The organism is Pseudomonas sp. HTZ2, assembly GCF_033173945.1.
Taxonomy (GTDB): Bacteria; Pseudomonadota; Gammaproteobacteria; order Pseudomonadales; family Pseudomonadaceae; genus Aquipseudomonas; species Aquipseudomonas guariconensis.
On sequence record NZ_CP137332.1, the window covers coordinates 2,831,775 to 2,851,018 of the forward strand.

Consider the following 19,244-nt stretch of genomic DNA (forward strand, 5'->3'; position numbering starts at 1 on the left):
CCATTATGTTGCCCTTTTCCGGCCAGCGCCGTGTGGTGGTGGCCTTTGACCAGAGGAACGACCGTGCATAACGTCGTGATCAGCGGCACCGGCCTGTACACCCCGGCCCAGAGCATTTCCAACGAAGAACTGGTGGCATCCTTCAACACGTGGGCCCAGCAGTTCAATCAAGACAACGCGGCCGCCATCGAGCGTGGCGAGATCGAAGCTGCGCCGCTGTCCGATGCGGCCTTCATCGAGAAGGCTTCCGGTATCAAGAGCCGCTTCGTCATGGACAAGGCGGGCATCCTCGATCCCCAGCGCATGAAGCCGCGCCTGCCGGAGCGCTCCAACGACGAACCGTCGATCCTCTGCGAGATGGCCGTGGCCGCTGCTCGCCAGGCCCTGGAGCGCGCGGGACGCACAGCGGCCGATGTCGACGGTGTGATCGTCGCCTGCTCCAACCTGCAGCGCCCGTACCCGGCCATTTCCATCGAGGTGCAGCAGGCACTGGGCATCCAGGGTTTTGCCTTCGACATGAACGTGGCTTGCTCTTCGGCCACCTTCGGCATCCAGACCGCCGCCAACAGCGTGCAACTGGGCCAGGCGCGTGCGGTGCTGATGGTCAACCCTGAGATCTGCACCGGCCACCTGAATTTCCGCGACCGCGACAGCCACTTCATCTTCGGTGACGCAGCGACTGCAGTGCTGATCGAACGTGCCGACCAAGCCACCTCCAAGCATCAGTTCGACATTGTCAGTACCAAGCTGCTGACCCAGTTCTCCAACAACATCCGCAACAACTTCGGCTTCCTCAACCGCGCGGCGGAGGAGGGCATCGGGGCGCCGGACAAACTGTTCGTCCAGGAAGGCCGCAAGGTGTTCCGCGAAGTGTGCCCGATGGTCGCCGAACTGATCGGCCAGCACCTGGGCGAGAACGGGTTGCAACCCACCGACGTCAAGCGCTTCTGGCTGCACCAGGCGAACCTGAGCATGAACCACCTGATCGTCAAGAAGCTGGTCGGCAGTGATGTGGCCGAGGAAGACGCGCCGGTGATTCTGGATCGCTATGCCAATACCAGCTCGGCAGGTTCGGTGATTGCCTTCCACCTGTATCAGGATGATCTGCCCAAAGGTGCGCTGGGTGTGCTGAGTTCGTTTGGCGCAGGCTATTCGATCGGTAGTGTGATCTTGCGCAAGCGCTGATTCCTGCCCTGGTCTTTTCGCGAGTAAACCCGCTTCCACAGGTAGAGTGGCGCCCTCGACGGGCAGCGCCCAATTGGTGAGGGCGGGTTTATCTGCCAATGGCCTATAAAAAAGGCGGGAAGCGCCGGATGGGGTCGGCACTTCCCGCCTGAGCAACGCAGGGGAGCTCGCGCTTAGAACTTGGCTTCCAGGTCGACCTGCAGGGTGTCGACATCGGCATCGCTGTTCGGCAGTTGCGACAGGTCGGTCTTGGCCATCAGGTAGGCCGCGCCCAGCGAGAAGTTCTTGTCGATTTCGTAACCGACCTTGAACTTGTGACCACGGGAACCGGTGTAGCCGGCACCGAAGTCGGAGTCGGTGAAGGCACTGACCACCGCGTTACGCTGCACGTCGCGGTAGTTGTAATCCAGGCTCCAGGCGCCAAGCTTGGTCTTCAGACCGGCCAGCCAGGCCTTGTCTTCGCCGTCGGTGCTGTCGGTGTTCTTCACGTACTGGCCATAGGCGGACAGCGGGATGGCGAAACCGGTGAAGTCGACCTGGCCGAAGCCTTCCACCAGGTTGAACTCGTTAGTGGTGTTGCCAAAGGCCTGCAGTGGGGCTGCGTCCTTGTCATTGTCATAGCCGTAGATGCTGGTGCCCACGGTGACCTTGACGGTGTCGGCGGCATTGAAGCGGGCGCCCAACTGGCCGTGATAGAGCTGCGCGTCGTGCTTGAACTGTACGCCTTCGCCGTCGACGTTGTCCTTGAGGTTGTAGTGACCGGCGCTGCCGAACAGCTCGGCCGCGCCCAGGTCGGTCTTGTAGGTGACGGCCACGCCTTCTGGGTTGATGTCGCTGTCCCAGATGATGTCGCCCATGCTCACCCAGGGCTGCATCATCTTACCGCCGATCAAGTGCAGGTTCGGCACGGCAGTGGGGTGCCAGTCGAGGTAGGCCAGGTCGACCCACAACGATTTCTTCTCGAAGTAATTGTCCAGGCTCTGGTTGGTGGAGCGGGCATCGGCGCTGCTGCCGGTGGCCACGCGCACGCCGGCATCGACCTGCGGGTTGATCTCGCTGTAGAAGCCGACACGGGCACGGACGCGCTCGCGGTCCTGGTTGGGGCTCTTGCGGTTGGGGTCGTCGACGTTGACGTCTTCGTAGCGCAGGCGCACGTCGCCTTTGATCTGGGTCTTGGCGGCCCAGGCCACTTTCTGTTCGAAGGAGCTCAGGCGCTCGGACTGGGCTTTCTGCTCTGCCTTTTCCTTGGTTTCCTTGGCCAGATCGGCCTGCAGTTCGTTGTACTGCGCCTGGTTGATCGAGCCGTTGGCGCGGAGCATTTCGAGCAGCTTGGCGTCGACTGCAGCACTGGCCGGAGCACTCAGTGCCAGCATCATGCCGGTGAGGCTGACTCCGGTAAGTGTAGAAACAAGACGCATAAGGTTCTCCCTGTTGGAAAAAAGTGGGGAGGCTTTGGCGCCCACCCCCAAGTTGGCATGTCTTCGGAAAGGGCCTGAATAGACAGGTTGCTGGGGTTCCGAAAAACAGGCGCAAGTATTGCGAGGGGGAATGACAGAATGATGTCTATTTGGTGGCACTGCGGTTAAGTGCGTGGGATCCAAGCGCCCCTTCATTTGAGTGCGGGGCCCCATATCCGGGATACTGGCCATCTCTTTGCAGCGAGTCGAAATCGTGACCAGCCTGTACAGCCTTGCTCATTTGCACGATCTGCCGGCGGCGACCTGGGACGCCTTGGTCCCCGAGGGCCAGCCGTTCTTGCGCCATGCGTTTCTAAGCGCTCTGGAAGACAGCGGCAGCGTCGCGCCTGCCACAGGCTGGGCCACCGAGCACCTGGTGCTGGAGCGTGATGAAAAGGTGCGCGCGGTGCTGCCGGCGTATCGCAAATGGCATTCGTTCGGCGAATACGTGTTCGACCAGGGGTGGGCCGATGCCTGCGAGCGAGCCCGCATTCCCTACTACCCCAAGCTGCTTGGCGCGGTGCCCTTCAGCCCTGTGAGTGGCCCCCGCCTGCTGGCGGCAGACTGCGCCGATGGCCTGCTGTTGCTCCAGGCCATCCCTGAGTACCTGGTCAAGGGAGGGCTCTCAGGCGCTCACATCAACTTCACCGACCATGCCCTGGATGAGCAGATCGCCGATGTGCCGGGCTGGATGGAGCGCCTGGGCTGCCAGTTTCATTGGCACAATCGTGGCTATCGGGACTTCCAGGATTTCCTCGACACCCTCAGCTCACGCAAGCGCAAGCAGATGCGCAAGGAGCGTGAACAAGTGGCGGGGCAGGGGATCGACTTCCACTGGTACCGTGGCGATGAGTTGAGCCAGGTGCAATGGGACTTCGTCTACCTGTGCTATGCCAACACCTACGCGGTGCGCCGCCGCACGCCCTATCTGACCCGCCACTTCTTCAGCCTGCTGGCAGAGCGCATGCCCGAGGCAGTGCGCGTGGTCATCGCGCGCCAGCAAGGGCGGGATGTGGCCATGGCCTTGAGCCTGGTCGGTGGCGACAGCCTCTTCGGCCGGTATTGGGGCTGCCTGGCCGAGTTCGACCGCCTGCATTTCGAGACCTGTTTTTACCAGGGTATGGACTTTGCCATCAGCCAAGGGATACAGCGGTTCGATGCTGGGGCCCAAGGGGAGCACAAGCTGATACGCGGATTCGAGCCGGTGCTGACGCGCTCCTGGCATTACCTGTTGCATCCGGGGTTGCGTCGGGCGGTCGAGGATTTTCTCGAGCAGGAGCGGGCAGGGGTCAAGGCCTATGCCGAAGAGGCGCTGGGGATGTTGCCTTACCGCAAGGATTGAAAGCCGCCGCCTGGCCCTTTGTTCGCGGGTAAGCCCGCGAACGGGCGCAGTTGCGGCGATCAATCCACCCCGACGAACCCTCCGGTCTGGTGATGCCAGAGCCGGGCATAAAGCCCATGCTGGGCCAACAGCTCGGCATGGGTGCCGCTCTCGACGATGTGCCCTTTGTCCAGCACCACCAACCGATCCATGCGGGCGATGGTGGACAGGCGGTGGGCGATGGCGATCACCGTCTTGCCCTGCATCAGGGTTTCCAGGCTTTCCTGGATCGCCGCCTCGACCTCCGAATCCAGCGCCGAGGTGGCTTCGTCCATGATCAGAATGGGCGCGTTCTTGAGCAGTACCCGGGCAATGGCGATCCGTTGCCGCTGCCCGCCTGAAAGCTTGACCCCACGCTCGCCGACATGGGCATCGAAGCCGGTGCGCCCCTGGGCATCTGAGAGTTGTGGGATGAACTCATCGGCCCGGGCCCGGCGCACGGCTTCCCAGACTTGCGCTTCGCTGGCATCCGGACGGCCATACAGCAGGTTGTCGCGGATCGAGCGGTGCAGCAGAGAGGTGTCCTGGGTGATCATGCCGATCTGCGCGCGCAGGCTGGCCTGGTTGACCTCGGCGATGTCCTGGCCATCGATTGTGATCCGCCCGCCCTGTACGTCGTACAGGCGCAGCAGCAGGTTGACCAGGGTCGACTTGCCGGCTCCGGACGGGCCGATCAGGCCGATCTTCTCGCCGGGACGAATATCCAGGCTCAGCCCGTCGATGACTTTGCTGCCCTTGCCATAGTGAAAGCTCACGTCATCGAAATGCACGGCCCCACGGCTGACCTTCAGCGCAGGGGCATTGGGCTTGTCGGTGACGCTGACCGGTTGGGCGATGGTCTGCAGGCCGTCCTGGACCATGCCGATGTTCTCGAAGATGCCGTTGACCACCCACATGATCCAGCCGGACATGTTGATGATGCGGATCACCAGGCCTGTGGCCAGGGCAATGGCACCGACGGTGATCAACGACTGGCTCCACAACCACAGGGCAAGGCCTGTGGTCCCCACCACCAGAAGCCCGTTCAGGCCGGTGATGACGACGTCCATGCTGGTGACGACCCGTGCGGCCAGCTGGGTTTTTTCGGTCTGTTCGCTGATCGCCTCGCGGGCATACTGTTGCTCGTAGTCGGTATGGGCGAACAGTTTGAGCGTGGCGATGTTGGTGTAGCCGTCGACGATCCGCCCCATCAGCTTGGAGCGGGCATCGGAGGAAATCACCGAGCGCTCCTTGACCCGCGGAACGAAGTAATAGAGCGCGCCGATGTAGCAGACGATCCAGGTCAGCAGCGGCAGCATCAGGCGCCAATCGGCCTCGGCAAACAGCACCAGCGAGCTGATTGCATAGATCAGCACGTGCCACAGGGCATCGACAGCCTGGACGGCAGAGTCGCGCAGGGAGTTGCCGGTCTGCATGATGCGCTGGGCGATACGCCCGGCGAAGTCGCTCTGGAAGAAATTCAGGCTCTGCTTGAGCACATAGGTGTGGTTCTGCCAGCGGATCAAGCTGGTCATGCCGGGGCTGATGGTCTGATGCACCAGCAGGTCGTGCAGGCCGAAGAACACGGGGCGCAGCACCAGGACCACCACCAGCATCCAGATCAGCTCGCCGCTGTGCAGGCTGAAGAACTCGCTGCCCGGGGTGGCCTGGGCCAGGTCGATGATGCGGCTCAGGTAACTGAACATGGCCACTTCGATCAGGGCCGCCACCAGCCCGACGACCAGCAGTGCAAGGAAGCTGGGCCAGACCTGGCGCAGGTAATAGAGGTAGAACGGCCATACCTGGCTAGGCGGTGCTTCGCTCGGTGCCTCGCGAAAGATGTCGATCAATTGTTCGAAACGACGGTACAGCATGATGGGCACACTCCTGTTCCATCCGACCCTGAGGCGGTTTCACGTCCTTGTGAGACCTTCGGTCAGTCGATGCGTTTGGCGGACTTGATGTACACAGGGTCCGCCGGCACGTCACGCATGCCTTGCTTGATGGTGGTGGGTGAGTTGACGATCTGGTCGACCACTTCCATGCCTTTGGTCACCTTGCCGAACACGGCATAGCCACGGTCGCGGCCTGGGTTGAGGAAGTCGTTGTCGGCCACGTTGATGAAGAACTGGCTGGTGGCCGAGTTCGGGTCCGAGGTGCGTGCCATGGCGAGGGTACCGCGGGTGTTGGCCAGGCCATTGCTGGCTTCGTTGCGGATCGGGTCGCGGGTCGGCTTTTGCACCATCCGGTCGGTGAAACCACCGCCCTGGGCCATGAAGCCCGGGATCACGCGGTGGAAGATGGTGTTGTTGTAGAAGCCGCTGTCGACGTACTCGAGGAAGTTCTTCGTGCTGATCGGCGCCTTCTCGGCATTGAGCTCGATTTCGACCGGGCCGAAGCTGGTGTCGAGCAGGACGTGAGGGGTCTTGTCGGAGGCCATGACGCTGGTGGCGAAGGCGACCGAACAGGCGGTGAGCAGAAGTTTTTTCAGCATGGGCTCAAAGATCCTTGAGGAGTGGAGGCGGCTGCGAGAAAACGCAGCAGGGTCTGGTTGAAGACCTCGGGTTGGTCCAGGGGCGTAGCGTGCCGCGAATCCTCGATGACCGCCAGTGTTGCCTGGGGCATCAGGGCGACATAGCGCTCCTTCAGTTGTATCGGGGTGTAATCATGGTCGGCGGCGATCACCAGGGTGGGACAGTGGATCTGCCCGATGCGTTCCTGCACCCCCCAGTCGACAATGGCATCGAAGCTCTTGAGGTAGGCGCGCTTGTCGTTGCGTGCCCAGCGTAGGGCCATCTTGTGACGCAGCTCGGTTTGTTCGGGCTTGGGAAACAGGCGTTCGGCCAGGCCCTTGCCGATGGTCTCGACGCTCAGGATGCGGGCCAGGCTCCAGCGCTTGATCCACCAGATCCAGTGGGCGACGGAGTTGCGCCTGACCTCAGGTGCGCTGTTCACGATGCACAGACTGCGCAGCCAGGCGGGGTGGTCGACGGCGAACTGGAAACCCACCATGCCCCCCATCGACAGGCCGACGAAGTGCACGGGGCCGGTGTGCAGGTGCTCCAGCAGCGCCAGCAGGTCAGCGCTGAAGGTCGCGATCTGGTAGCCGTCACCGGGTTTGTCGGAGCGCCCATGGCCGCGGATGTCCATGAGGATCACCCGGTAGTTTCGGCTCAGCGTCGGGACCTGCAGCTCCCAATCCTGGCAGCTTGAGCCCAGTCCGTGTAACAGCACCAGGGGTTCGCCCTGGCCGTATTCCTCGTAATGCAGCGTGCATCCTTCGTGTTCGAAATAGGCCATGGGCGCGGTCCTCTCAGGCTTGCGGGGGGGCTGCGAAGGGCACGTCCAGTGGCGCGGTGTCGAAGTTGCGCAGCAGCTCGATGAGGATCTGCGTGGCCGGACCCAAGGTCTTGTCCTTGTTCGAATAAAGGTAGAACAGCGGATGGCGGCTGCCACCCTGATCCAGCGGCAAAGGCTTGAGCACGCCCTCTTGCAGCTCGCGCTCGATCATGTGCCGTGGCAGCCAGGCAAAGCCCAGCCCGCTGCTGACGAAGGTGGCGGCGGTGCCCAGGCTGCCGACGGTCCAGCGTTGCTCGGCGCCGAGCCAGCCGACATCCCGGGGCTGGGCGCGACCGGAGTCGCGGATAACCACTTGCAGTTGGCTTTCCAGATCCTGGAAGGTGATTTCCCGTCCCAGGCGATGCAGGCTGTGATCGGGGTGGGCAACGGCGATGAGTTCCACCGAACTGAGCTCGGCGCCCAGATAGCCGCCAATGCTATAGCTGCTGATGGCCAGGTCTGCGATTCCCTCGTGCAGGACTTCCTCGACGCCCGACAGCACCTCCTCGCGCAGGCGTACGCGGCAACCGCGGCTCTGCGGCATGAAGGCGCTCAGGGCACGGACCAGCCGGGCGCTGGGGTAGGCGGCGTCGACCACTACGCGCACCTCGGCCTCCCAGCCTTGCTCCATGTGGTGGGCGAGGTCCTCGAGCTGGCTGGCCTGCTTGACCAGATGGCGTGAGCGGCGCAGCAGCACGTTGCCGGCTTCGGTCAGTACCGCCTTGCGACCATCGATGCGCAGCAGTGGTACGCCCAGTTGCTCCTGCATCCGTGCGACCGTATAGCTCACCGACGATTGCGAGCGGTGCAGGGCCTCGGCGGCCTGGGCGAATCCGCCATGATCGACCACTGCCTGGAGAGTTCGCCACTGATCCAGGGTTACGCGTGGCGCTTTCATCTTCGGCTCCTGTTGTCCTAAGCTGCGCTCTGTCAAGGAGAGCGCCCTATGAAGAAATGTTGTGCGGCATTGCTGATGTGCCTGCCCCTCGGGGCGATGGCCTATTACCCCATCGATGTCGAGAAGGACTTGGAAGGGGTCAAGCTCGACTACACCACCTACGACACCGCGCGCAATATCGGCTCGATCACCCTGAACAACTATGGGCAGGTCCCGGCGGCGTGCAAGGTAACCTTCCGCAATGGGCCTGAAGCGCCGCGGGTGCGACGGGTGAACGTGCCGGCGGGCAAGAGCCGCGATGTCACGGCCACCTTCAACCGGGAGATCATCAAGCTGCGCATCGCATTGAGCTGCAAAGCCGAATGAACTGATTAATCGATAGATTGCACCCACTTTTTACGCTTTTTTATCGATAGGTCAAGTCTTAATCTCACCTCCATCGAATCGCATCCCCTTGTTTGCCGATGGAGGCTCCCATGTCCCGCGTACTGATCATTGAAAGCAGCGCCCGCCAGCAGGATTCCGTTTCTCGTCAATTGACCCGCGACTTCATCCAGCAATGGCAGGCCGCTCATCCGAGCGATGAAATCAGTGTGCGCGACTTGGCGGTTACCCCTGTACCGCACCTGGACGCGGACCTGCTCGGTGGTTGGATGAAGCCACAGGAGCAGCGCTCGCCGACCGAGCTTCAGGCTCTGGCTCGCTCCAATGAATTGACCGATGAACTGCTGGCCGCTGACGTGCTGGTGATGGCTGCGCCCATGTACAACTTCACCATCCCCAGCACGCTTAAGGCTTGGCTGGACCATGTACTGCGTGCCGGCATCACCTTCAAGTACACCCCGACCGGCCCGCAGGGCCTGCTGACTGGCAAGCGCGCCATTGTGCTCACTGCCCGTGGCGGCATTCATGCCGGTGCCAGCACCGACCACCAGGAACCCTACCTGCGCCAGGTCATGGCCTTCATCGGCATCCACGACGTTGAGTTCATTCACGCCGAAGGTTTGAACATGAGCAGCGATTTCCACGAGAAGGGCCTGAATCAGGCCAAGGCCAAGCTGGCGGCAGTGGCCTGACACGCAACGCATTCCCAACCCCTGACACCTGTCGCTCCTTTGGGTGTATCCGCCCGGCCATATGATGGCCGGGCTTTTTTTTGCCGCGTCAGCCGAGGCCACTGCCTTGTGTTCCCGGCGCTAGCCGAAGCCTTGATAGTTGAACGACGGCAGGCCAACCGGCTAAGGTCGCCGCCTTGATTCACGAGAGGCAATCATGGGCTATCTGATAATCGTCGCGCTGATCCAGGCGTTCTCCTTCAACCTGATCGGGGTCTACCTGGCCGGCAACGTGGACAGCTACTTCGCGGTGCTGGCACGGGTGGTGCTGGCGCTGCTGGTGTTCCTGCCACTGACCCGCTGGCGCCAGGTAGAGCCGCGCTTCATGCGTGCGATGCTGTTGATCGGGGCGCTGCAGTACGGCATCACCTATGTCTGCCTGTACCTGAGCTTCCGCGTGCTGACGGTGCCGGAAGTGCTGCTGTTCACCATCCTCACACCGCTGCATGTGACCTTGATCGAAGATGCGCTCAACCGCCGCTTCAACGCTTGGGCCTTGCTGGCTGCGCTGGTGGCGGTGGCCGGTGCCGCGGTGATCCGCTTCGACAGCATCAGTGGTGAGTTCTTCATGGGCTTTTTGTTGCTGCAGTTGGCCAACTTCACTTATGCCGCCGGCCAGGTGCTCTACCGTCATCTGGTCGCCCGGCATCCCAGTGATCTGCCGCACTACCGGCGCTTTGGCTACTTCTACCTCGGGGCGTTGATCGTCGTGCTGCCGGCCTTTGCGTTGTTCGGCAACGCCCAGCACCTGCCAAGCACCGACGTGCAATGGCTGGTGTTGTTGTTCCTCGGTTTGTTCCCGACCGCCCTTGGACTGTACTGGTGGAACAAGGGGGCGTGCCTGGTCAGTGGTGGCACACTGGCGGTAATGAACAACCTGCATGTGCCCGTGGGCTTGTTGCTCAACTTGCTGATCTGGAATCAGGACGAGCCGCTGGGGCGGCTGTTCATAGGCGGGGCGGTGATTCTGGGGTCGGTCTGGATGAGCCGGCTGGGCCAGCAGCGCCCGGCAACAGCATCTGGCTGACAGTGTCAGGGCTCGTTGGGGCCGCAGCGCGGCCCCGTTCTGCCGGCTTCAAGCCTCGGTGAGTTCACTCAGCCGTTGTGCGGAATGAGGCCTGCCAGCAAGACCCACTCGCATGTCGTTGCCGCTTGGCTGCTGATACAAGCTCAGGCCGAACTCCGGCAACACGGCCAGCAAATAGTCGAAGATATCGCCCTGGATCCGCTCGTACTCGCCCCAGGCAGTGGTGCGCGTAAAGCAGTAGATCTCCAGCGGCACGCCCTCGGCAGTGGCCTGCATCTGGCGGACCATGCAGGTCATGCCTTGCTGCACGTCGGGGTGGTTCTGCAGATAGGCCAGGGCGAAGGCGCGGAAGGTACCGATATTGGTCAATTGGCGACGGTTGGCCGACAGAGCGGCCACCGGGCCCAGCGACTCGTTCCAGGTGCTCAACTCTTTGCGCTTTTGCGCCAGGTAATCACCCAGCAGGCGGACCTGGCTCAGGCGCTGCTCCTCTTCCGGGGTAAGGAAGCGTACGCCCACAGCGTCGATGAACAGGCTGCGCTTGATGCGGCGCCCACCTGATTGCTGCATGCCGCGCCAGTTGCGGAAGGACTCGCTCATCAGGCGCCAGGTGGGGATGGAGACGATGGTCTTGTCGAAGTTCTGCACCTTGACCGTGTGCAGGGTGATGTCCACCACGTCACCATCGGCGCCCACCTGAGGCATCTCGATCCAGTCTCCGACGTGGAGCATGTCGTTGCTCGTCAGCTGCACGCTGGCGACGAACGACAGCAGCGTGTCCTTGTACACCAACAGCAGCACCGCCGACATGGCACCCAGACCGGACAGCAGCAACAGCGGCGAGCGGTCGATGAGCGTGGCGACGATGACGATGGAGGCGAAGATCCACAGCATCATCTTGGCCAGTTGCACGTAACCTTTGATGGAGCGGGTGCGGGCGTGCTCGGTTCGGGCGTAGATGTCCAGCAGGGCATCGAGCAGGCAGGAGACGGCCATGGTCATGAACAGCAGGGTGAAGGCCAGGGCGACGTTGCCGAGGAAATGCTGGGCGGTGTCGCCCAGCTCCGGCACCAGCTTGAGGCCGAACTGGATCACCAGCGAGGGGGTGGTTTGGGCCAGGCGGTGGAAGACCTTGTTGTGACGCAGGTCATCGAGCCACTTGAGCGGTTGCTGCCGAGCGAGCAACCGGCTGGCGTGCAGCATCAGAAAGCGCGCGAGGCGGCCGATGATCAGGGAAATCAACAGCAGCACCGTCAGGCCTAGCGCCGCATGCAGCATGGGGTGTTGATCGAGGGTGCCCCAGAGGTCCAGGGCGTCGTTCCAGAGTCGTTGTATATCCATGAGGGTAATAGCAGGGTCTGTGTTGCGAAAACGAGGCCCATTAGAGCGCGGATCGGCAACAAGTTGCCAAAAGAAATTCGGCGCCAGCGATGGAAAACGTTACCCTATGCAACTGAATTTCCAGCGACTGCCCGAGGTACATCCGTGTTTTCCCAATTCGCCCTGCACGAACGCCTGCTCAAAGCTGTGGCCGAGCTGAACTTTGTCGAGCCGACTCCGGTGCAGGCAGCGGCCATTCCCCTGGCCCTGCAAGGGCGTGACCTGCGGGTGACCGCGCAGACCGGCAGCGGCAAGACCGCCGCCTTCGTGCTGCCATTGCTCAATCGCTTGGTCGATCTGCGCGAGCGCCGCGTCGAGATCCGCGCGCTGATCCTGCTGCCGACCCGTGAGCTGGCCCAGCAGACCCTCAAAGAGGTGCAGCGCTTCTCCCAGTTCACCTACGTCAAGTCGGGCCTGGTCACCGGTGGCGAGGACTTCAAGGAGCAGGCCGCACTGTTGCGCAAGGTCCCGGACGTGCTGATCGGTACCCCGGGTCGTCTACTGGAACATCTCAATGCCGGCAACCTGGACCTCTCCCATGTCCAGGTGCTGGTACTGGACGAGGCCGACCGCATGCTGGACATGGGCTTTGCCGAGGACATGGAGCGCCTGTGCAAAGAATGCGAAAACCGTGAGCAGACCCTGCTGTTCTCTGCCACAACCGGTGGTGCAGCCCTGCGCGACATCATCGGCAAGGTGCTGAAGGATCCTGAGCACCTGATGCTCAACAGCGTGTCGCAGCTCTCCGAGGGCACCCGTCAGCAGATCATCACCGCCGACCACGACCAGCACAAAGAGCAGATCGTCCAGTGGCTGCTGGCCAACGAGACCTACCAGAAGGCGATCATCTTCACCAACACCCGTGCCCTGGCCGACCGGATCTACGGTCACCTGGTGGCCAAGGATGTGAAGGCCTTCGTGTTGCACGGCGAGAAGGACCAGAAGGACCGCAAGCTGGCGATCGACCGTTTCAAACAAGGCGGTTCCAAGGTCCTGGTGGCGACTGACGTGGCCGCGCGTGGCCTGGACATCGATGGTCTGGACCTGGTGATCAACTTCGACATGCCGCGCAGTGGCGACGAGTATGTACACCGCATCGGTCGTACTGGGCGCGCAGGTGCCGAGGGCTTGGCGATCTCGCTGATCTGCCACAACGACTGGAACCTGATGTCGAGCATCGAGCGCTACCTCAAGCAGCAGTTCGAGCGCCGGGTCATCAAAGAGGTAAAAGGCACCTACAGCGGGCCGAAGAAGGTCAAGGCCTCGGGCAAGGCCGCCGGTACCAAGAAGAAAAAGATCGAGAAGAAGGCAGGCGAGAAGAAAGGCGCCACCGCCAAGCGCAAGCCGGCCGCCAAGCCCAAGTCCAAGGCGCCTTTGGCCAGTGCCGATGGCATGGCCCCGCTGAAGAAACGCGCGCCCAAGGCGGAGTAAGCTCATCAGGGCCGCTGCGCGGCCCTTTGAGGATCAACCCGCTCCCACCACCTGAAGGGGCGTCATCCTTGTGGAAGCGGGTTTGCCGTGAAAGGGCCTTCAGCGGGTTAGTCTGCCTTTTTCTCCGCTGCTTTGAGTTCCTGGATTCGCTTGTCGATCAGCTGGCACTTGTCCGGCAGGTCCTTGCTGGCCGTGCCCAGATCCATCCCCTGCAACTCCTCGTTGATTTCCTTGGCCTTCTGCGGATTCTGCTCCGTCAACTGGGTCACCAGCCCGGCCAGCTCCTCGCGTTTCTGAGTCGCTTCTTCCGGTGTGCAGGCCCAGCCGGGCAAGGCGTAGAGCAATGCACTCGCGCACATGAAGGGCAGTAAGCGTTTCATCCATTTTCCTCCCGAGTGGGGTGTACGCGGTTGAAAGACGGGAACTCTGGAAGTTCAACGAGATGGCATGGGTGGCATTGACCCTGACAGAGCGCTGTATGTCCCAGCGGCTTTTTAGCCATCCGATTTCGCCGGAACACCCATCACCACTCACCGGTCCCATGCTGTGTACCCCACACGTTCACAGCAGGAGGCCACCACATGAGCACCTATGACTGGGACCTGATCGAACGCTTGTTGCATGAAGTGCAGAACAGCGCAGGCCACAGCTTCACGCCACGTCCCTATGCCGAGCAGCATGCGGCTGCCCTGGCCGCCGCCGGTCAGCCGGTGGGCGATCTGGATCATCTCAAGACGCGGGCCTGCGAGTACGAGAAGATCCTCTTCGAGCGCGGTTACATCGAAAGCCGTCCGGAGGAGGACGGCGGTAATGGCGAGAATTTCGTTCTCACCGAGCGTGGCTCGCGCCTGCTCAGCCTGATCGATAGCAGCATCCCTGGGGTCGAGCATCCGCGTCAGGTGCTGGACGAACAGGACGACGCCCTCGATGAGGCGACTTTCGAACAGGTGGCCACCAAGGCGCAAATCGCTTGAGGTCGTTTTGAGACTGGCATGGGCACCCTGGCAAACCCGATAATCGGCACTCAGTTGCCAGAGACAGGACCTCGCCCATGCCATCGTTAGACCACGGGGGTCGCCCATGAGCGCGGCCCGCAAGAACCCCGATGCTTTTGCGTTGCAGGTCATGCTGGGCCTGTGCCTGATCTGGGGCAGCCAGCAGGTGATGATCAAATGGGCCGCCAGCGACATTGCGCCCGTGATGCAGGCGGCGTTGCGTTCCGGGATCGCCGCGGTGCTGGTGGGGCTGCTGGTCTGCTGGCGCGGCGGCTGGTCCATGGTGGGCAGCACCTGGCGGGCGGGCATGTTGGCCGGCGCCTTGTTTGGCCTGGAGTTCTTGTTCATCGCCGAGGGGCTGAAGCTGACATCGGCGGCGCACATGTCGGTGTTTCTCTACACTGCCCCGGTGTTCACAGCCCTGGGGTTGCATTTCACGCTGCCAAGCGAGCGCCTGCGGCTGCTGCAGTGGCTGGGCATCCTGTTGGCTTTCGCCGGGATCGCCACGGCGTTCGCCGGCGGAATGTCGCTGAGCCAACTGGATGGGCGAATGTTGCTCGGTGACGCGTTGGGCGTGCTGGCGGGCCTGGCCTGGGGCGCGACCACTGTGGTGGTGCGTGGGTCGCGACTGTCGGAAGCCCCGGCCGATCTGACCCTGTTCTATCAGTTGCTGGTGGGCTTTGTCGGGTTGCTGCTGATTGCGCTGGTCAGCGGCCAGATCGGCAGGGTTGCGTTCACACCGGTAGCCGTTGGCAGCGTGTTGTTCCAAGCGGTGGTGGTGTCCTTCATCAGTTACCTGACCTGGTTCTGGTTGCTGCGCAAGTACCTGGCCTCCAACCTGGCGGTGTTTTCCTTCATCACGCCGTTGTTCGGCGTGACCTTCGGCGTGCTGTTGCTGGGCGAGCCCTTGAGCCTGAACTTCGTGTTGGGCGCATTGATGGTCCTGGGCGGGGTCATCCTGGTCAGCGCCGAACCCTGGGTGCGTCAGCAGTTACGCAGATTCGTGGGCTGATGGAACGAACACGATCGGACTTCAGGAACTGGTGCAGGCCCTTGGCGTGCTGACCTGCGCGGCGCTGAGGCCGGTCAGCGCCAATACACCGGCCAACCCCAGCCCGCCTGCGGCGAGCATCAAGGCAGGCTGCAGCCCGCCCCAATAGTGAGTGCTCGCTGCTGCCAGCAAGGGGCCGCTGAGCTGCCCCAACGCGAAACAGGCGGTCAACAGGCCGGCATTCCGTTGGGTCGCATAGGGCGCCAACTCCCGCGAGCGCTGCATTACCAGCTGCATGCATGCCAGGAAGGGGGCGCCACACAGCAGCACGCCCAAGGCCAGGCCAAGACCGTCGCCCAGCAAGCACGCCAGCACACCCAGGCCCTGCAACCACAAAGTCGCGCTCAGCCAGGTGGATGTCCGGGTGGGGCGCCGCAGATTCACCAGCACCACGCCCAATGCTGCCGCCAGGCCGAACGCCGGCCAGAACAGATCGGCCGCCCAATGTCCCTGAAACTGATGGCTGGCCATTTGTGACAGAAAAGTCGCCGGCAGGATGTAGCCGATGCCATACAGGGCGTAGATCACGCCCAGCCGTCCGATCCCGGTGGTGGGTACAGCTGCGCTGTCGGTCATGTCCGAGGGCACCTTCGTGGCCTGCGGCTGCGGCAGCCAGGGCAATACGGCCAACAGCACGACCAGCGCCGCCACCGCATAGATCAGCCAAAGGGCGGCCGACCCCAGCCCCAGCAAGTGTGCGCCCAGGGCCAGCAGGCCGGTCAAGGCGATACCCACGCCTGGCCCGGCGAATACCAGGGCGCCGAGGCGAGGACGGCCGTATGCGGTGGCCACTTGCTGACTGAGACTGGTGATCATCACCAACACCCAGGCGCTGGCCACCCCTGTGCCGAAGCGCAGGAGCATATGACCCCAGAAGCCATCGGCAGCCCAGGAGGCGAGGGTCAGCAACACGCATAGCCAGAGGCCGGCATGCAGACGCAGGCGCACTTGGCCCGGCTGATGGGCGAACATGCTGTCGACCGCGCCGAGAAAATAGCCCAGGTAGTTGGCCGCTGCGACCAGGCCGCCTGCGGTCAGGTCGAGCTGACCTTCGGTGATCAGGCGTGGCAGTTGCGGGGTGAGGGCGAAGCGGCCGATGCCCATGGCCATCATCAAGGCCATGGCGCTGGCCAGCAGTTGCACGAAGGGTGACATGGCGGCGTCTCCTGCCAGACGAAAATGATGAGGGCAGGTTAGAGGGGATTGACTTTCAATAAAATTGAATAATGATGATCAAGTTATTCTGTTTTGGAGAATGCCATGGAGTTCAGCCAACTGCGCATCTTCCAGGCCGTGGCCGAGGAGGGGTCGGTCACGCGTGCTGCCGAGCGCTTGCATCGGGTGCCTTCGAACCTGTCGACGCGCCTGCGTCAGTTGGAAGAGCAACTGGGGGTGGAACTGTTCGTGCGCGAGCGCCAGCGTTTGCAGTTGTCTCCGGCAGGCAAGGTCCTGCTGGACTACGCCAATCGTCTGTCGACCCTGCGCGATGAGGCGGTCGCTGCGGTGCAGGGCGGTCAACCGGCAGGCGACTTCGTCCTCGGTACCATGTACAGCACCGCGGCGACGCATTTGCCGCCGTTGCTGGCGCGTTATCACCAAACCTACCCGGCGGTGAACCTGCAGGTGCAAGCCGCGCCCAGTGGTGAATTGTTGGAGGGGTTGCTGGCCCACCGGTTGGACGCAGCGCTGGTGGACGGCCCGCTGAGCCTGGCCGGGCTCGATGGCGTGCCGTTGTGCGAGGAGGTGCTGGTGCTGATCACCCGCCCGGAACATCCGCCGGTTCACAGCGCGCGGGACGTCGCGGGGCGTGCAGTGTTCGCGTTCCGGCAGGGCTGTTCCTACCGCATGCGCCTGGAAGCCTGGTACGCCCATGACCACACCCCCATGGGGCGGGTGATGGAGATCGAGTCATACCAGAGCATGCTGGCGTGCGTAATTGCCGGGGCAGGGGTGGCATTGATGGCCCAGTCCATGCTCGACACCCTACCTGGTCGCGACCAGGTGCAGGCGCACCGTTTGCAGGCGCCGTTCGATCATGCAGTCACCTGGCTGATGTGGCGCCAGGGCATGCTGGGGGCCAATCTGCAGGCGTGGATCGATGTGCAACAACGGGAAACAATTGACCGACGGTCGGCACGTGCCATTTCCGCTTGATCCGCGTCAAACTCGCCCCTATCTGTAGGATCAGAGGCATGCGCGATGTAGGACATCGGGCTATGATCTGTATGAAGCATCGAAGGACTGAATCGCCGTGAGGTTGACCCGTTAAGGGGGCATTTATGAACAATCGAATGTACAACTGGCTCCATGACCTTGCCGTCGCCCTGGGCTTGCTCCCACCTCCGCTGCAACCGGTGCCGATTCCTACCGACGAAGAGCAGCGCAAGCGCCAACCGCGTCGCCGCTGAAACGAAAAGGCCGCCGCATCTGACGATGCCGCGGCCTTTGCTTTTTCTTGCCTGGCGCCCGTCGGGGCGCCAAGCGTTCGCTTTACATCACGCCAGGTTGACGGTTGCCACCGGGCGGCGCGACAGCAGGCTGACCACCACGAAGCTCACCAGGCCGATCGCCAGGCTGTAGTAGATCGGCGAGTTGGCATCCAGACCGTCCTTGAACATGAAGAACAGTGCGGTGGCGAAGCCCAGCGCCATGCTGGTGATGGCGCCTGCGGTGGTGGCGCGCTTCCAGAAGATCGCCCCGATCAGCGGAATCAACATGCCGCCGACCAGCAGGTTGTAGGCCAGGGTCAAGGCGCTGATCACATCGTTCACCGCCAGGGCGATGCCCAGTACCACCAGACCGGTGAGGAGGGTGAACAGGCGGTTGACGCCCAGGCTCGATTGCTTGCCGCCACGCAGTTTAGGCAGCAGGTCTTCGGTCAGGGTGGTCGAGGCCGCCAACAGGCCTGCGCTGGCGGTGGACATCATCGCTGCGAGGGCAGCAGCCATCAGCAGGCCACGGACGCCTTCTGGCAGTTGGCCCTTGATCATTTCGGCGAAGGCATTGTTCGGGTTGGCCAGGTCAGGCAGCAACACGTGGGCAGCCATGCCGATCAGGGCGCAGGCCAGGCCGTACAGGACGCAGTAGATACCGGCGACAGTACCGGCGCGCTGGCAGACCTTTTCGTCACGGGCGGTGAACACACGTTGCCAGATGTCCTGGCCGATCAGGATGCCGAAGAAGTAGATCAGGAAGTAAGTGATGATGGTGTCCCAGCCGATGGTGGTCCAGCTGAAGCTGGCCGCCGGCAGCTTGGCTACCAGGGTGTCCCAGCCACCGGCCTTGTACAGGCAGATCGGCAGCAGAATGAACATCAGGCCCACGGTCTTGATGATGAACTGGACGATGTCGGTCAACGTCAGCGACCACATGCCGCCGATGGTCGAGTACACCACCACTACGCCACCGCCGAACAGCAGGGCCATCCAGAACGGTACATCCAGCAGCACTTGCAGCACGGTGCCCATGGCTAGGGTCGAAGTGACCGCGATCATCAAGGCATAGGCGAGCATGATCGCTGCGCTGGCCTGACGGGCCATCGGATTGTAGCGGCGCTCCAGAACCTGGGTGACGGTGAAGATCTTCAGGCGCAGCAGGGGTTTGGCGAGGAACAGGTTCAGGGCGATGATCCCCAGACCCAGGGCCGCACACAGCCAGAAGCCGGAAATGCCGTGGACGTAGCCCAGGCGAACGGTGCCGACAGTGGAAGCGCCGCCCAGCACGGTGGTGGCCATGGTGCCCATGTACAAGGTAGGGCCGAGGTTGCGCCCTGCCACCAGGTAGTCTTCATGGGTTTTCGCGCGTCGCATGCCATACCAGCCGAGGCCGAGCATGCCTGCGGCATAGATCAGTACAACGAAGATGTCCAAGGCCATTGGGGGTCTCCCGATTATCTTTATTATGGCGAGATCGACCGTCCGGGCGGTTCATGGCGCCCAGCGGTCTTGTCTTGTGTTGACGGGCCTCTATGGCCCTTCCTAATGGCTCCTGCCGCAGGTATTGCGTT

Annotated in this window: 19 protein-coding genes; 10 read left to right on the forward strand and 9 right to left on the reverse strand. The window is 62.6% G+C overall.

Features of this window, described 5'->3' with window-relative positions:
• The first annotated feature begins 63 nt into the window (after positions 1-63).
• Positions 64-1,185: a beta-ketoacyl-ACP synthase III gene (locus tag R6G97_RS13120; protein WP_102081355.1), complete on the forward strand. Its 1,122-nt coding sequence runs from the start codon at positions 64-66 to the stop codon at positions 1,183-1,185.
• A gap of 173 nt (positions 1,186-1,358) precedes the next feature.
• Here R6G97_RS13120 and R6G97_RS13125 read toward each other — a convergent pair whose 3' ends face one another.
• Entirely contained in the window at positions 1,359-2,603 is a 1,245-nt protein-coding gene (locus R6G97_RS13125) for a putative porin (RefSeq protein WP_102081354.1), read from the reverse strand.
• 253 nt (positions 2,604-2,856) lie between these two features.
• On the opposite strand from R6G97_RS13125, the gene R6G97_RS13130 reads away from it, so the two are divergent.
• Positions 2,857-3,984, forward strand: coding sequence for a GNAT family N-acetyltransferase (locus R6G97_RS13130; RefSeq protein ID WP_090345529.1), 1,128 nt, complete (start codon positions 2,857-2,859; stop codon positions 3,982-3,984).
• Positions 3,985-4,043: 59 nt separating this feature from the next.
• Here the strand turns inward: R6G97_RS13130 and R6G97_RS13135 are convergent, their stop codons facing one another.
• The 4 genes from R6G97_RS13135 to R6G97_RS13150 form a co-directional block, all read right to left on the reverse strand.
• Complete coding sequence (locus R6G97_RS13135) at positions 4,044-5,876, reverse strand: ABC transporter ATP-binding protein (RefSeq protein ID WP_043209332.1); 1,833 nt, start codon at positions 5,874-5,876, stop codon at positions 4,044-4,046.
• A gap of 62 nt (positions 5,877-5,938) precedes the next feature.
• Entirely contained in the window at positions 5,939-6,496 is a 558-nt protein-coding gene (locus tag R6G97_RS13140; protein ID WP_070571455.1) for a peptidylprolyl isomerase, read from the reverse strand.
• Positions 6,490-7,302, reverse strand: a complete 813-nt coding sequence (locus R6G97_RS13145) for an alpha/beta fold hydrolase (RefSeq protein ID WP_317847077.1) — start codon at positions 7,300-7,302, stop codon at positions 6,490-6,492. Before R6G97_RS13145 ends, R6G97_RS13140 begins: the two co-directional genes overlap by 7 nt.
• 13 nt (positions 7,303-7,315) lie before the next feature.
• Positions 7,316-8,239, reverse strand: a complete 924-nt coding sequence (locus R6G97_RS13150) for a LysR family transcriptional regulator (protein WP_317847078.1) — start codon at positions 8,237-8,239, stop codon at positions 7,316-7,318.
• 48 nt (positions 8,240-8,287) lie between these two features.
• On the opposite strand from R6G97_RS13150, the gene R6G97_RS13155 reads away from it, so the two are divergent.
• From R6G97_RS13155 to R6G97_RS13165, 3 genes are all read left to right on the forward strand, one after another.
• Entirely contained in the window at positions 8,288-8,605 is a 318-nt protein-coding gene (locus R6G97_RS13155; RefSeq protein WP_182818030.1) for a 3-phosphoglycerate kinase, read from the forward strand.
• Between the two features lie 110 nt (positions 8,606-8,715).
• Positions 8,716-9,315, forward strand: coding sequence for an FMN-dependent NADH-azoreductase (locus R6G97_RS13160; RefSeq protein WP_090345378.1), 600 nt, complete (start codon positions 8,716-8,718; stop codon positions 9,313-9,315).
• Positions 9,316-9,511: 196 nt separating this feature from the next.
• A complete protein-coding gene (locus tag R6G97_RS13165; RefSeq protein ID WP_317847079.1) occupies positions 9,512-10,381 on the forward strand; it encodes a carboxylate/amino acid/amine transporter in 870 nt (289 codons plus the stop codon).
• 48 nt (positions 10,382-10,429) lie between these two features.
• On the opposite strand, the gene R6G97_RS13170 is transcribed toward R6G97_RS13165, so the two are convergent.
• Positions 10,430-11,722 (reverse strand): mechanosensitive ion channel family protein, encoded by a 1,293-nt coding sequence (locus tag R6G97_RS13170; protein WP_250034579.1) that lies wholly within the window; start codon positions 11,720-11,722, stop codon positions 10,430-10,432.
• 144 nt (positions 11,723-11,866) lie between these two features.
• Here R6G97_RS13170 and R6G97_RS13175 point away from each other — a divergent pair, with 144 nt between their 5' ends.
• Positions 11,867-13,192 (forward strand): DEAD/DEAH box helicase, encoded by a 1,326-nt coding sequence (locus tag R6G97_RS13175; protein ID WP_043209349.1) that lies wholly within the window; start codon positions 11,867-11,869, stop codon positions 13,190-13,192.
• Between the two features lie 107 nt (positions 13,193-13,299).
• On the opposite strand, the gene R6G97_RS13180 is transcribed toward R6G97_RS13175, so the two are convergent.
• A complete protein-coding gene (locus tag R6G97_RS13180; protein ID WP_043209351.1) occupies positions 13,300-13,572 on the reverse strand; it encodes a hypothetical protein in 273 nt (90 codons plus the stop codon).
• A gap of 201 nt (positions 13,573-13,773) precedes the next feature.
• Between R6G97_RS13180 and R6G97_RS13185 the strand changes: the two genes are divergently transcribed.
• Both R6G97_RS13185 and R6G97_RS13190 read left to right on the forward strand, forming a co-directional pair.
• The gene (locus R6G97_RS13185; protein WP_317847080.1) at positions 13,774-14,166 is read left to right on the forward strand and encodes a transcriptional regulator; all 393 of its coding nucleotides are present in this window, start codon (positions 13,774-13,776) and stop codon (positions 14,164-14,166) included.
• Between the two features lie 106 nt (positions 14,167-14,272).
• On the forward strand, positions 14,273-15,199 hold the full coding sequence (locus R6G97_RS13190) for a DMT family transporter (RefSeq protein ID WP_043209356.1): 927 nt from the start codon (positions 14,273-14,275) through the stop codon (positions 15,197-15,199).
• A gap of 21 nt (positions 15,200-15,220) precedes the next feature.
• Here the strand turns inward: R6G97_RS13190 and R6G97_RS13195 are convergent, their stop codons facing one another.
• Positions 15,221-16,393, reverse strand: a complete 1,173-nt coding sequence (locus tag R6G97_RS13195) for a YbfB/YjiJ family MFS transporter (protein WP_317847081.1) — start codon at positions 16,391-16,393, stop codon at positions 15,221-15,223.
• A gap of 105 nt (positions 16,394-16,498) precedes the next feature.
• Here R6G97_RS13195 and ptrR point away from each other — a divergent pair, with 105 nt between their 5' ends.
• Together ptrR and R6G97_RS13205 are read left to right on the forward strand one after the other, a co-directional pair.
• On the forward strand, positions 16,499-17,392 hold the full coding sequence (gene ptrR / locus R6G97_RS13200; protein WP_250034585.1) for a putrescine utilization regulator PtrR: 894 nt from the start codon (positions 16,499-16,501) through the stop codon (positions 17,390-17,392).
• A gap of 125 nt (positions 17,393-17,517) precedes the next feature.
• Positions 17,518-17,646, forward strand: a complete 129-nt coding sequence (locus R6G97_RS13205) for a PA1414 family protein (RefSeq protein ID WP_256543834.1) — start codon at positions 17,518-17,520, stop codon at positions 17,644-17,646.
• 87 nt (positions 17,647-17,733) lie between these two features.
• On the opposite strand, the gene R6G97_RS13210 is transcribed toward R6G97_RS13205, so the two are convergent.
• Positions 17,734-19,113, reverse strand: a complete 1,380-nt coding sequence (locus R6G97_RS13210) for a sodium:solute symporter (protein ID WP_043209362.1) — start codon at positions 19,111-19,113, stop codon at positions 17,734-17,736.
• Positions 19,114-19,244: the final 131 nt, after the last annotated feature.